Origin of the sequence: Paenibacillus cremeus (genome assembly GCF_007786445.1) — a bacterium.
In the GTDB taxonomy this organism is placed as follows: Bacteria; Bacillota; Bacilli; order Paenibacillales; family NBRC-103111; genus Paenibacillus_G; species Paenibacillus_G cremeus.
In genome coordinates, this window is sequence record NZ_VNJI01000061.1 from 29,568 (window position 1) to 44,116 (window position 14,549).

The 14,549-nt window shown below is 49.0% G+C and carries 9 protein-coding genes and 3 pseudogenes; all 12 read left to right on the forward strand.

Annotated elements, in window-relative coordinates; genetic code table 11:
* Positions 1-274 precede the first annotated feature (274 nt).
* Positions 275-1,351, forward strand: a complete 1,077-nt coding sequence (locus FPZ49_RS30720; protein ID WP_144854167.1) for an NAD(P)H-dependent flavin oxidoreductase — start codon at positions 275-277, stop codon at positions 1,349-1,351.
* 526 nt (positions 1,352-1,877) lie between these two features.
* Complete coding sequence (locus FPZ49_RS30725) at positions 1,878-2,801, forward strand: phytanoyl-CoA dioxygenase family protein (protein ID WP_144854168.1); 924 nt, start codon at positions 1,878-1,880, stop codon at positions 2,799-2,801.
* A gap of 76 nt (positions 2,802-2,877) precedes the next feature.
* Positions 2,878-5,073 (forward strand): carbohydrate-binding family 6 protein, encoded by a 2,196-nt coding sequence (locus FPZ49_RS30730; RefSeq protein WP_144854169.1) that lies wholly within the window; start codon positions 2,878-2,880, stop codon positions 5,071-5,073.
* A 270-nt stretch (positions 5,074-5,343) separates the two neighbouring features.
* Positions 5,344-6,465, forward strand: coding sequence for a galactonate dehydratase (gene dgoD / locus FPZ49_RS30735; RefSeq protein WP_144854170.1), 1,122 nt, complete (start codon positions 5,344-5,346; stop codon positions 6,463-6,465).
* Positions 6,466-6,812: 347 nt separating this feature from the next.
* Positions 6,813-7,176, forward strand: a pseudogene (locus tag FPZ49_RS37120) (class I SAM-dependent methyltransferase); the annotation flags it as partial.
* 360 nt (positions 7,177-7,536) lie between these two features.
* Positions 7,537-8,907, forward strand: coding sequence for an ABC transporter substrate-binding protein (locus tag FPZ49_RS30745; RefSeq protein ID WP_144854171.1), 1,371 nt, complete (start codon positions 7,537-7,539; stop codon positions 8,905-8,907).
* Positions 8,908-8,922: 15 nt separating this feature from the next.
* Positions 8,923-9,801 (forward strand): carbohydrate ABC transporter permease, encoded by an 879-nt coding sequence (locus FPZ49_RS30750; protein ID WP_144854172.1) that lies wholly within the window; start codon positions 8,923-8,925, stop codon positions 9,799-9,801.
* 150 nt (positions 9,802-9,951) lie between these two features.
* Positions 9,952-10,662, forward strand: coding sequence for a carbohydrate ABC transporter permease (locus tag FPZ49_RS30755; protein WP_261381699.1), 711 nt, complete (start codon positions 9,952-9,954; stop codon positions 10,660-10,662).
* Positions 10,663-10,716: 54 nt separating this feature from the next.
* Positions 10,717-11,811: a mandelate racemase/muconate lactonizing enzyme family protein gene (locus FPZ49_RS30760; protein WP_144854174.1), complete on the forward strand. Its 1,095-nt coding sequence runs from the start codon at positions 10,717-10,719 to the stop codon at positions 11,809-11,811.
* A gap of 291 nt (positions 11,812-12,102) precedes the next feature.
* Positions 12,103-12,549: a CBO0543 family protein gene (locus FPZ49_RS37345; RefSeq protein ID WP_315899216.1), complete on the forward strand. Its 447-nt coding sequence runs from the start codon at positions 12,103-12,105 to the stop codon at positions 12,547-12,549.
* A gap of 222 nt (positions 12,550-12,771) precedes the next feature.
* Positions 12,772-13,793: pseudogene (locus tag FPZ49_RS30770) on the forward strand (AraC family transcriptional regulator ligand-binding domain-containing protein).
* Positions 13,794-13,901: 108 nt separating this feature from the next.
* Positions 13,902-14,348, forward strand: a pseudogene (locus FPZ49_RS30775) (SDR family oxidoreductase); the annotation flags it as partial.
* Positions 14,349-14,549: the final 201 nt, after the last annotated feature.

The window sequence follows — 14,549 nt, forward strand, 5'->3', positions numbered from 1 at the left end:
AATCCCGTATGGTTCCTGTCTTTTTTAACGTTACATTAATTGAATTCTCTTACTGAGGCCTTATTTTTAAAATTTAAGGGCTATTCGTTTTTATCAAAAACTGGATTCATCCATATGCAATCACTTAGGCCAGAAAAAATAAAGCCCTCAATTCCTCTGATTGGATTCGACGGCATACATTAACACACAATAGTAAGTAAATACGGTAAAATAAGAGTTACTAGAAAGCGCAATTATTTCAACGAATCGATTCTAACGGAGGAGGCAGTAACCAATGTGGATTACTAAATTTACTGAGCAACTGGGCATTAAGTATCCGATTATTCAGGCCCCCATGGCCGGGAGCACGAAACCAGAACTTGTTTCCGCGATATCAAATGCAGGAGGATTAGGTTCTTTCGGTGCAGGAAGCTCTGATGCAAAAATGATTCGATCGGCTATAAGGAAAATTAGGGAACAAACCAATAATCCTTTTGCCGTAAATTTATTTATTCCTGAGAAAGCCGTTAATGGCTTAGATCATGTCAATCAAATCAACTCATTGATGAACCTGTATAGGCAAGAGCTGAGAATTCTTCCCCCTTCTGACGATACTCAAATTCCTGTTCAAAGTATTGATGAGCAGATTGAAGTTATTATTGAAGAGAAGGTCCCGGTAATAAGTTTTACTTTTGGCTATCTTGATCCGACAAGGGTTCATGAGTTAAAACGAAATGGTGTCATCGTAATTGGAACTGCGACCACAGTACAGGAAGCGGTATATTTGGAACAATGCGGGGTTAACATGATTGTTGGTCAAGGGAGCGAAGCGGGTGGCCATAGGGCAACATTTCTCGGGGAATTCAATAGCTCCTTGATTGGAACATTGGCATTGATTCCTCAGATCGTTGATTCCGTAAATATTCCGGTTATCTCGGCAGGCGGCATTATGGATGGCCGCGGTATTGCTGCGGCGTTGGCCTTAGGCGCATCTGGTGTACAAATGGGAACTGCCTTTTTAACCAGTAAAGAAAGTGGAGCTCACGAAAAACATAAAGAAGCGATCTTAAACAGTACTGAGGAACAATCGGTGGTTACAAGAACGTTTTCCGGAAAACCAGCAAGGGGGATTCGGAATAAATTTATAACGGAGATGGAACGTTATAACGATATTATCCCTGGTTACCCGATTCAAGGGGAGTTGACAAAGGATATCAGAAAAGCCGCCTCGGAACAAAACGATATAGAATTTATGTCATTATGGGCAGGCCAAGCCTCACGATTAAGCAGATGCTTACCTGCGAAAGAAATATTTGATAGTCTCATTACCCAGACGGAGTCCATAATAAAAAACCTCAACAAATATAGTTAGGATATATAGAGAAAAAGGCGATGGAGGACAATCCATCGCCTTCATACGTCGGATTTCAGCCACTTCCAGTTGAGGTTCTCGAAGAACTCGACACAGCCAGAAATGAAACAATTGAATGGTAGAACAAATTTGGATTGCTTGAGCAGGGTTTGCTAACGTTCTACGCATCATATTGATCTACTAGGAATACGAAATTCTTTTATATTATACTCCAATATTCGACAATCTTTTTAAACGGATTCATTTATAATTATAATGAACGCGCGTACACTATTCACAGATAAATGCTTCCGCTGGATTTACGTATCGCAAAGTATATGGAAAGAAGCCGGATGGAATGCGGTCATCTTTTTTGCCTTTCTTACATCCATCGCTCCTAATTTATTGAAGCGACCGTTGCGAAGGTGCCGGCCGCAGCGCAATTCTGGTATATTACGCTGCCGGGCTTAAGAACTATGATCGCTATCTCGCAATGCGTTATTAAAGGGAAAAATGACAACAACCGTTTAGATCGGAGGCAATATTCGTGCGATCAAAAGTGTTAACCCCATTGGAGATTGAGCAATTTATGGAATATGGTTACATCAAACTGGAACAGGCTTATCCGAGGAAGGTTGCGATGGGAGCTCAAAATTTTATATGGGACCGATTGAAAGAAAGTGGCGTCTCCAAATCGGATTCAACTACATGGACCGAGCCCATGATCCATATCCGTGAAGCTTATGATGATGATGTGTTTCAAATATGCAATACAAACCGGCTTGCGGACGCGATCGAGGATTTAATCGGTGAAGGGCGCTTTGCCCAGCGAATCGTGTACGGCAAGGATTCGGAAAAGAACAGATGGGGCTGGTGGCCAGTGAATTTTTCCTCTGGCGCTGATCGGCCTTGGACGGTACCGACCAATGGGTGGCATTGGGACGGTATCCACTTTCGTCATTACATTGACAGCCCGGATCAAGGGCTCCTATGTCTCTGCTTGTTTTCAGACGTTTCCCCGAAGGGGGGAGGAACATTGGTGGCGGAAGGCTCCCACAAGCTGGTGGCTCGATTTTTAAATGAGCGACCTGAGGGAATTGATCTGATTGATGGAATCAAAGCTGCAAGCGTCAGTCATCCATGGCTTGCGGAATTGACGGACAATACTTCTGATGGAATTGGCTCGACGGTAGAACGTAATGAAATATTCATGAACCGGTATTATAGGGATTCTAACGGGATCCGGTTAAAGGTTGTTGAAACGACAGGATTAGCAGGAGATGTTTTCTTATGTCATCCCTTCCTATTTCATTCGGCATCACAAAATCACTCGTCAATTCCAAGGTTTATGTGCAATCGGACGACGCCACTCAAGGAAAAAATGAACCTAAACAGGGCAAATGATGCGGAATATTCCCCGCTTGAACGTAGCATCAAACTCGCACTAGCAGATACGGCAGGATCATCTTGAGCAAATTAGGAACAGTCTACGTGAATATTATAATAGTGTATAATCACGAGTCCGCCCTCCGCGGACAAAATAGGGGATGATTGAAATTAATAAGGCTGTCATTGTATTCGACGAAGCTTATCCAACTATTTCCTTCGCTGCCGTCAAGCTGCGGGAATCCTTAGAAAACAGAGGTATTACCGTTGCATTTGCCTCCCCGGCCGCATTATCCGCGTCAACCGAACCGCTTCGCATCGTGCTGACTTCCTTGCACAAAGGTCATGCCGAACCGGGCGTGCTGTCTATGCCATCGCTTTCCCCGGAAGGTTATGCCATTAGGCTGGAGCAGGAAAGCGATTTTACATTATGCCGGGTAATCGGAGCCGACCCCGAAGGGGCGATGTACGGCGGACTCGACGTGGCGGACACGGTCAATGCCGGAACGGATATCGAAAATATCGGGAACAAGACCTCTAAGCCGTATATATCTAGGCGGGGGGTCAAATTCAACATTCCGCTCGACGCCCGCACGCCAAGCTACTCCGATAACGGAGATTCCGCGCAGCACAATATCGCGGAAATGTGGAATATGGATTTTTGGCGGCAGTTTTTGGACGACATGGCGCTTTATCGCTACAATACGTTGTCGCTGTGGAATATGCATCCTTTTCCGTCGATGGTCCAGGTTCCCGAGTATCCGGACATCGCGCTTACTGACGTAAAGCGAACGACTGCTCCAATCCGGGCAAGTCTTAGAGGAACCGGAATGTCGACCGAGTCAACGCTCGCTCAGTTGGAAACCGTACGGGAAATGACGATGGCCGATAAAGTTTCCTTTTGGCAAGAGGTCATGACGTACGCCAAAAACCGCGGCATTGCTGTCTACATCATTACGTGGAATATTTTCACATACGGCACCGAGGGCAATCGTTACGGCATTACGAGCGATCAGGATAACGAAGTCACGATCGACTATTTCCGGGCAAGCGTCCGCGCTCTGCTTGAAACGTACCCGCTGCTTGCCGGCATCGGAGTAACCGCCGGTGAAAACATGCTGAGCCATCAACCGCAGCTCAATGAAGAATGGTTGTGGCGGGCCTACGGGGAAGGGGTTATGGACGTAAAGCGGAAAATGCCGGAGCGCAAAATCAGGTTCATTCATAGGGCGCACGAGTCCGCGTTATCCACCATTTACGAGGCGTTTGCGGCTTACCCCGATACGTTTGACGTCAGCTACAAATATTCGCTCGCGCATATGTATTCAGCGGTCCGCCCTCCATTCATTTATCGAACGAATGGCTATAAGGAATTGCAGGCCGGTTTCTTGAACGGACTGCCCGAAGGAAAGAAAACGTGGCTCACCGTCCGGGACGACGACTATTATTATTTCCGCTGGGGCGATCCTGAATTTGTCCGGCAGTACATTGTCAATATGCCGCCAGCCGAGAAGCTGGCCGGTTTCTACATGGGGCCGGACGGGGTTATATGGGGCCGGGAATTCGTCAGCACCGAACCGGAATCGCCGCGCCAGCCAATTATCAAGAAGCGTTGGTACGGCTTTATGCTGTGGGGCCGACTGGCGTACGACCCGACCGTTCCGGACTGGCATTTCGAGCAGCAGCTTGCGTGTCGTTTTCCCGAGGCGCCCAGCCGTATGTTGTTTGAAGCTTGGTCGAGCGCGTCGAAAATTTTGCCGCTGGTGACCCGGTTTCACTGGGAGGAGAACCATCTCGATTTTCAATGGTATCCCGAGGCTTGCTATAGCCATCCGGAGAGAGCCAAAGGGTTCCATACGGTACTGCATTTTATGAATGACGGCCCTATGCCCGAAAGCGGTCTGATGAGCATTCCGGAATATTGCTGGCATTTGATCGGGGACGGCGCCATCGCGGGAATAACGCCGGAGCAGGTCTGTCAGGATTTGAACAATTATGCGGATCGGACGTTATCGCTCATTGCGGGGATAAGTGCGGTAACCGACAAAGAGCTGCGTTTGACGATCGGGGACCTGAGAGCGATGGCTTATTTAGGAAGATATTACGCCTCCAAAATATCGGGTGCGGTGCAACTTTGTCTTTATCAAAAAACGGACGATGCGTCCTATCAAACGGCGGCTGTTGAGCATTTACAAACTGCATCCGGACATTGGAAACAATATGCGGCCCAAACCGCCAGCCAATATGTGCCGCAACAATTGACGCGTCAGGGTTACGGCAAAGTGGACGTGACAGCCCTTCAGGCTCAAGTGGATCAAGATATAACGATAGCGCAGACGTTTCGCGTAAAGCAATAAAAGGAGTCATTTTATATGATTGCCCTCCAAAACATGCTGTGCATGGAGAGAGTTCCTGGGCTAGGACGTAAACGGGAAGGAGGCATCCGTCACTTCCCGCGTGGATAAGGCTAAACTCAAGTTGGATCTCTACATCGAATGCGGGCAGAAGATCATTGAACAAACTATTGATTTGTTAAAACCGTTCACAATCAAAGAGCTGGTGAAACAGTTCGAATAAGGCGTTTTTCATGTGAAGATTTTTCAAAAGATTGTAGGAGGGTGCAGAATATGAAAATTACAGATATCAAAACCTATTTGGTATCTACACTTAGACAGAATTGGCTATTTGTCAAAGTGTTGACAGATGAAGGGATCCATGGCTGGGGAGAGGCTAGCGTAGAAGGACAGGAGATGGCGGTTGAACAGAGCATTCATGTATTGGCGAAGCGCAGCGTCATTGGAGACGATCCCCGCAATATCGAGAAGATCTGGCAGAAGATGTATCGCCACGGATTTTGGAAAGGCGGATTTATTTATATGTCTGCCATGAGTGCAATTGACCAGGCGCTGTGGGATATCAACGGCAAGATTTATAATATACCGGTATACATGCTTCTCGGTGGGGCTGTGCGTGACAAAATTCGCACCTATACGCACGCAAGCAACGCGGAATCCGCATTGAAGGCGATAGAAATGGGTTTTGACGGCATTAAAACGGGAGGCGGGAAAAGTGGACTCATTTACGACCCGGCTTCCGATATCGAGTTTTTGGACGAGAATCTTGCATCAATCCGCAGGGCGATCGGTAAGGATAAAGTGATCTGTATTGACAGTCATGGTCAATCGGCACCGGCTGAGGCTATCAAGCTGCTCGAGGTAGCCGCAAAACATAATGTCTACTTCTACGAAGAACCGATCCCACCCGAGAACTCAGCTGCATATAAGAGAATACGTGATAACTCAAGCAAAGTCCCGATAGCAACAGGTGAACGCCTTTTCAGCCGTTTCGAGTTTCGCGAGATTGTTGAAAACCAGCTGGTTGATATTGTACAACCTGACATTTGCCACTGCGGGGGCATTACAGAGATCCGAAAAATTGCTTCGATGGTGGAACCGTATCATATCAGGTTTGCCCCCCACAACCCCAATGGGCCGGTCGCAACGGCAGCGAGTCTGCACGTTAGCGCCGCCACTCAAAATTTCGATATCCTGGAGTTTGCGGCCTCTTCTGTATACGAACGGGCGGACATCTTCAATATATCACTTAAACCTGAAAATGGGTATTTTCCTCTGCCGGAAGGTCCTGGCCTGGGTATAGAACTTGATGAAAAGGCGTTTGAAAAATATCCATACATCTATAAACAGTATGAACCGCGCTATAAAGTGGATGGAAGCGTAGCTGAAATTTAGGTCCACTCTTTATAGAATCGGACTTGTATGGGAATGGAGAAAGGTTCACGAAGAAGTTCTTGTCGTCTGCTCAAGACAAGAACTTCTATACAGTCCCGTAATCCCCCAAAATGCCACGATTTATTAAGATAACGGGTACGAGATAGCATAATTATTACCATTATAGGGCTGCCGGGGACTAAATCCGGCAGCCTTGCTGCACTAATGGATAGGAAAGTAAATATGTAAATTAATTCCATGTTTGAATTCTTTTACTCCATTCCGACTTTGTATAGCTATCATTTAGAATGGATTGGAGCAAAGGGGGAGAGCTATGGTACGTATTGTAATTGGTTCTGGAGGTAGGATATCTAAAGTCTGGGGGTTACATTCGTTGTGCAGTACCAGACGTTATTTTCCAGATGAAGCGTATCAAAATATAGTCAAAATTGGGGGCCAGGGCCAAAAGATCATCCTGTAGCTTCTCATAATATAGTACATACTTATAATTCATTACGATCCATTTTCGAGGAAGCAGGTTATAATGTACAACTGCTCGAGTATTGTGATGAAAAAGGGGTATTTCATTATAACGATTGGGATGAAGCAAAAGGATTTATTTACCGATCAAAAAGATTTGATCACAGAAACAAAGGTGGTACGTTAGGCTTTGTATCACTTATTCTTGATGCGACTAAATCATTTGGCTCCACCGCTCCCCGAAACGGGTAGCGGTTTTTTTTAGCTAAAAAGGCGCCAGAAAATCAACGCTAACGGATCCAGCAGCGCTTATATGGAGAAAATTGGACGTTGTGCAATCGTCTAAATTTTTCCTGCCCAACCCTTCTGATTTCAGGCATAATTCCGAAGAAAAGAGCTTACGGCCTGTATACAATAGGCAATAACAGGCGATTGCTCCTGGAGAGGAGGCAAGCGAAGCAAAGGTCAGCATGAGTTGGAAGCGTTTAACGTTTAAGACTTATAGGCTTCATGAAAGTACACCGGTTGAAGATCGATAGAAGGGGTTTAGTTGAGCTTGTGGCAAACAATAGCCGGCACACTCAGGTCCGGTAATATCGGGAGGTAGGTACTGTGAAAACAAAATCGGTATCGATGCTGCTGCTGACGCTTTGCACGACAGCGGCGATAGTCGGCTGCTCCAGCGGCGGCAGCAATTCCGGCGGCGGCGCGGCGGCTCCAAAGCCGACAGGGAACGCGCCGAGCGCCGCAGCTCCAAGCGCCCCGGCGAGCGCTCCCGCAGGTGGCGGAGCGCAGAAAGAGGTTCGGGTGAGCTGGTACGGCGACGCTCAGCGCAACAAAATTTATGACAAGACGTACGACGAGATCCAGAAAAAGCTGCCCGAGCTAAAAATTACGCGGGAATTCGCTGCCTCCAACGACTACTACACCAAGCTGAACACGCAGACGGCAGGCGGAAACGCACCGGATTTGATGATTTTCACGCTGTATACGCTGTATGATTACGCCAAGCGCGGCCAGCTGCTGGACCTGCAGCCATATGTAGATAAAGGAATAATTGATCTGAAAAACTTCGACAAATCGATCATCGACAGCGGCCGGGTGGACGGCAAGCTGCTGACGGTCTCACAGGGCAACTCGATTCTGGCTTCCTTCTACAACAAAGACTTGTTTTCGAAGGCAGGCGTCGCCGAGCCTACCTTTGACTGGACCTGGGATGAATTTTCGGAGAAGATGATCGCGCTCACGGCCAAGCTCGGTAAAGGGACATGGGGCAGCGTCGATCTTGGCGGCTCCATCAACCAGCTGCAAGCCTTCCTGAAGCAGCGCGGCAAAGACCTATACAGTGCGGACGGAGGCCTTGGCTTCGAGAAAAAGGATATGATCGATTGGTACACGATGTGGGATAACTTGCGCCAGAAGGGCGGCATTCCGCCTGCGGACGTGACAGCCGAATATGACGGAAAGCCGGAAGCAGAGGGCTTGTTCGGTCTCGGCAAAGTCGCCGTCAGAATGGGCGCCTCCAACCAGCTGGCACTGGCGCAGGACATTATGAAGAATACGAAGCTTGGCATCGCCAGGATGCCGCAAACGAAAGGCGGCACGTCCTACGACCAAATCGCCGGCGTATACATGGGCATTTACACCAAGTCCAAGGTGCCCGAAGAAACCGCCAAAATCATTAATCTGTTCGCCAACGATTTGAACGCCGCGAAGGAATTCGGTCTGCTGTACGGTCCTGTCGGCCAAACCAACATTATGAAGGAGCTTGAGCCAACCTTGAGCCCGGCGATGAAGGCGGTCAATGACTATCAGAAGGCGGTCAGCAAGAACACTGGACCGACCAACCCTTATCCGGTCGCCAGTAACGCGGTCAATAAATTGATCGCCGACAATAACCAGCAAATCGCCTACAAGCAAAAAACGATCGCGCAGGCGGTGGATGCATTTTTTGCGGAGTCGGAAAAGCTGTTAAAACGGTAGATCGGGAGCGATTGTATGAAATGGAGAGAATACCGGACGGCTTACTTATTCCTGCTGCCATGGCTTATAGGCCTGCTGACGTTTAGCTTGTTCCCATTACTGGCTTCCTTTTACTTGTCGTTTACGTCCTATGATATGTTCAATAAGCCGGTATGGACAGGGCTGCAAAATTTCCACTATATCTTTACGGATGATACCTTCTATAAATCGCTGAAGGTGACGTTCAAATACGTCTTCTTCAGCGTTCCAATGGAGCTTATCTTCGCCTTGGCGCTCGCGCTGCTGCTCAGCAACAGCATGAGCCGGGCGGTCAACATCTACCGCGGTTTGTACTACATTCCGTCCTTGATCGGCGCGAGCGTATCGATCTCCCTATTGTGGAGGCAAATTTTTGGCTCTGAGGGGCTAGTTAACAAGTTTCTGGCGCTATTCGATATTCATGCGACGAGCTGGATCGCGAGCCCGCAGACGGCGCTGTATACGATTATTTTGCTAAAGGTGTGGCAGTTCGGCTCGCCGATGATTATCTATTTGGCCGGACTTAAGCAAATCCCGAAGGAAATGTACGAGGCGGCGGCCATCGACGGCTCGGGAAGGGTGCGCAGCTTCTTCCATATTACGCTGCCGCTCATTACCCCCTTCATCCTGTTTAATCTGATCATGCAGATTATCGCCACCTTCCAAGCCTTTACGCCTGCGTATATCGTCAGCGGGGGCTCGGGCGGGCCGGTCAAATCGACGCTGTTTTACACATTGTACTTGTACCAGCAGGGCTTCCAAAACTATCAGATGGGGTTTGCCTCGGCGATGGCGTGGCTGCTGATGGTGATCATTGGGCTGTTCTCGCTGCTCACCTTCTGGACCTCCAAGCGATGGGTGCACTATATGGAATAAAAGAAAGGAACTTACGTTATGGCAGTTCCATTGAGACTCCAATCCGTCATTTTTCATACTGTAGTCGTCCTTTTCGCGTGCTTTATGTTTTACCCCGTGTTGTGGATGTTGGTCAGCTCGTTTAAGGCGGATATGCACATATTGGACAGTATGAGTCTGTGGCCGGGCAAAGTGACATTGGACAATTACATTAACGGCTGGTCCGGCTTTTCGGGAGCGTCGTTTGCGATCTTTTTCCGGAACTCGCTGTTAATTGCGATGGTGGCCATTATCGGCAACGTGTTCAGCTGCTCGCTTACCGCCTATCCGTTCGCCCGAATGGACTTCCCGCTGAAAAAACTTTTGTTCGGCATGATGCTGATGACAATCATGATCCCGGAGCATGTGCTGCTCATTCCGCAGTACATCATGTTCAACACGTTCGGGTGGGTGAACACGTACTTGCCGCTGCTCGTACCGAGATTTTTTGCGGTCAACTCCTTCTTCATTTACCTGATGATTCAATTTGTTCGCAGTCTGCCCAAGGAGCTGGACCAAGCGGCTACGGTGGATGGCTGCTCCCGGCTGCAAATTTACTGGAAGCTGATCCTTCCTTTGTCGATGCCGGTGCTGGTGACCGCGATGATCTTCACGTTCATCTCCACCTGGAACGACTTCTTGCACCCGCTCATTTACATCAGTGAAGTAAAGCATTTTACGGTGTCGCTAGGGTTAAGCCTATTCATTACGTCGGGCGAGGGCAAGTCGGAATACAGCCAGCTGTTCGCCATGTCAATGCTATCGCTTATTCCGTTGCTCACTGTGTTTGTTTTCTTTCAACGATATATCGTCGACGGGATCGCCACATCGGGCATCAAGTAATACCCCAGGTCAGCGCACTGTGCGATCCACCAACCTAATAAGGAGGCTGTACAGATGAAAATTACGAATCTCGAAGCGATCATTTTGGAGGTGGAGGTGAAAAATCCAGCCAGCGACGCGCTGCATACGTATGATGCAGGGAGGACGGTAGTGACGCGAGTCTACACGGACGAGGGTCATGTCGGCTACGCGACAACGCATATTGGCCGTGGCAAGCCGACGGCGGACGTGCTGAAGGTGCTGCTGGAGAAGGAGCTGGCGCCTGCGCTGATTGGCGAGGACCCCTTGTTTACGAGAAAAATCCGCCACAAGCTGTGGAACATCGCCGACTATCACGGGGCCGAGGGGCTGGCTCATTGGGGCATCTCCGCGATCGACATCGCGCTGTGGGACATCGTCGGCAAGTCGATGAACCAGCCGACAGCAAAGGTACTGGGCGCCTGCCGCGATCGGATTCCTGCCTATTCGATGGCCGGATGGTATTTTGATTCGGAGAAGGCCTACTTGGAAAAGGTGATCGCCGTCGTTGAAGAAGGATTCAAGGCGATTAAGCTGAAGGTGGGCCGCTATTCGTTGGAAAACGACATTGAGCGCATCAAGGCGGCGCGACGAGAGCTGGGGTCGGAGTTCACAATCATGGTCGACGCGAATCAGGGCTTCGACGAGAGGGAAGCGATCCGGCGCGGTCGGGCGTACCAGGAGTACGGCATCCGCTGGCTGGAGGAGCCGCTCATCCCGCAGCATAAGCAAAATCACGCGCGGCTCGTGCAGGCGCTCGACATCCCGATCGCCATCGGCGAAAACTATTACTCAAAGCATCAGTTTTATGATGCGGTTCAAGCAGGGGCGGCATCCGTCTTGCAGCCGGATAACCGCAGAGCCGGCGGACCGACGGAGTGGCTGGAGATCGGCGCGATCACTGATGCCGCAGGCCTTCATATCGCCAGCCACGGCGGCGGGCCGGTGAACGTGAACATGCTGTGCGCGATCCCGAATGCAATCTATCTGGAGAGCGGCAGCTTGAAGCATGAGAACAAGATGCTGGTCACCCAGCTTAAGATGGTTGACGGCGAGGTGCTGCTGCCCGATACGCCGGGAATGGGCACCGAGGTCAGAGAGGACTTCATTGCGGCGCATCGCGTGGATTGACGGTAATATTTTCAATGAGTTGATTTTGCTTATCTTGTGCTTTAAACTTCATAGTAGAGCGACCTCCTGATGGGCTTTTTGAGGCAATGACCTCGTGCGTAACCCCATCGTACCGAGGCGCTCTTTTTTTGTTCAATCACCAAATTATTTGTTTTACAGGAATACGACGGCTACGAGATAGCTCAATAATAATATCTGGTCAATTGGAAATAATGAGCGCATCTCACTTGAATGAGGTGTTACGTTATTTTGACATTGGACAGAATCATATTGATCGGTATATGGATTATAATGAGTGTGCTTTTAATTCTGACGGTCCCCCGCATTAAAATCCGAGAGGCGTTCGTAATCTTCTCGTTTAAACAAATGGAAACCTGGCTCCTTGGGCTTCTAGTTGTTCATTACAATCTGCTTGAATACCCTGTTCGCGAGTTTGCCAATGTAGCACAGAACAGTTTTTCGTTTGAATATTTCATCTATCCCGCTATTTGCGTCGTATTTAATATGAAATTTCCAGAAAAAAAAGGAATCATTCAGAAAACACTGTGGTATCTGTTTTTCCCAAGTTGGATGACCGCACTCGAGGTAATGTTAGAGAAGCACACTCACCTCATTCATTACATTACTTGGCATTGGTACTGGACTTGGATCTCCCTTCTGATAACCTTTTACGTGGACAGGTCGTTTTATCTCTGGTTTATCAGGAAACAAACGGGGGGGATAAGATCCGCTAAGTAAATTGGGTTGTTCAACTGATATGAACGAGGCGGTCAAGATCCCACTTTTTGGGAAATTATGACTAACGGATACGATAGCGTGAAAAACATCTCGTAAGGCCACCGCGAATTAATTAACCGTGTGGCCTTACCCCACTCGGATAGGCTATAATCAGAAGAATCAATGGTCCACGGGCTCCGTGGACCATTTGCAATTGGACTTTGTCCTTGGAGGTTGACAGCCATGAACGCTCTTTCTGCAGACCGTATCAAGATCACGCCAGGCTTCTGGACTAACCTGAGAGGAATAGGAGTAGAACCCATTGATATAGTGCGTCAAGCCCGTCTACCGTCATCAACGAGCCGTTAGTTACGACTGCACAATATTATTCGATTTGGCAAGCCTATTCCGAATTAGTCGGAGACACCGCTACGGGAATCGTTAAGCTTGCGACCACGTACGAGACGGCTCAGTATCCGCCGGCCGCTTTGGCGACCTTCCACGCTCACAACTACAGGGACGCGTTGAACCGAATGGCGCGCTATAATCAAATGTGCCCTCCGGAAAACTTAAACATTCAGGAGGAAGGTGAGCAATGCTCGATTGAATTGGAGTGGCAACATGCCGAGCAACCCGGACCGCCGGTGCTTGTCGGCATTACGCTAGCCTATCTGCTTGAGCTCGGGCGCCGTGGAACCGGCCGTCATCTGACCGCTCGTTCCGTCGAATTCATACACCCTATGGGCGACGTTCAAGCTCTGGAAGGTTATTTCGGCTGCCACGTTCAGATTGGGATGGACCGCAATCGGTTAATGCTGAATCGCGACGATCTGGACCATCCCTTTGCGTCGTACAACGAAGAGCTTCTCGAGATTCTGACTCCCGCCTTGGATCGTACGCTGGAAGAACGACAGAGCCGGCTCACTGTGAGCGCTAAAGTGAAAGGGATCTTGTCACGATGCCTAACTCGAGGGAGAATCGACATTCAAATCGTAGCCTTCGAACTAGGGATGAGCGATCGTACCTTGCAGCGCAGGCTGACCGACGAAGGCACAAGCTTCAAGCAGTTGCTGACGCAAACCAGGCGCGAGAAGGCTATCGCTTACTTGGCAGACCCGTCGTTGGAGATCAAAGAGGTCGCTTTTCTCGTCGGCTACGAGGACCAGAATTCGTTCTATCGCGCGTTCCGCTCATGGGAGGGGGAGACCCCAGCCAATTGGCGCATTGCGCAAGAACATTGTCGTTCTGCGCTAGTTACTGAGTAGGCGAAACGAAGTATCATTATCCCTATCCTAGACATAAGGAGTGTAGGCAGATGGATATGGGACTGAAGAATAAGACGGCTTTAGTAACGGGATCAACCAGAGGCCGTCGCCAACGACTTAACCAAGTTTTATTTACCTTCCATGCTGAGTCGCGAATACGGCCGCATTATCTTCATCGCAAGTGAGGAAGCCGTCATGCCTTCCGGACAGATGCCTCAATACGGCGTGACCAAATCCATGCTGTTGTCGTTGTCCAAGAGCTTGTCCAAGCTGACCCGCGGCGCCGAGGTTACTGTAAACACGATCCTGCCTGGACCGACCCTCTCCGAGAACGTGCAGCAGATCATCGAGAGCATTTATTCGAACGAAGAGATGACCTTCGAGGCTAAAGAGAAAGACTTTATGACGAAGAACCTGCCTCAATCAGAAATCCAAAGGTTTATTAGACCTGCGGAGATCGGCCGATTGACTGCTTACATCTGCAGCCCGATGGCCTCCGCCTTCAAAGGATCTCCGATCCGCATGGATGGAGGAATGGTACCGACAATATTTTAATTTTTTGTGCGGCGGATAAAAGAGCTCAGCAAAACAACCACGAGGCTGCCGCGGCGATCAATCGGTAGCCTCGTTAAGCTGATATGAACGAGGCGGTCAATACCCCTTCAATAATTCCGTAATTTTCTTAATTTAGGAATGGAAATACTCTTGTTCCAAACCAGGGATACTTTAAAAATCTTGGCACGAAGGCAAAAGCGT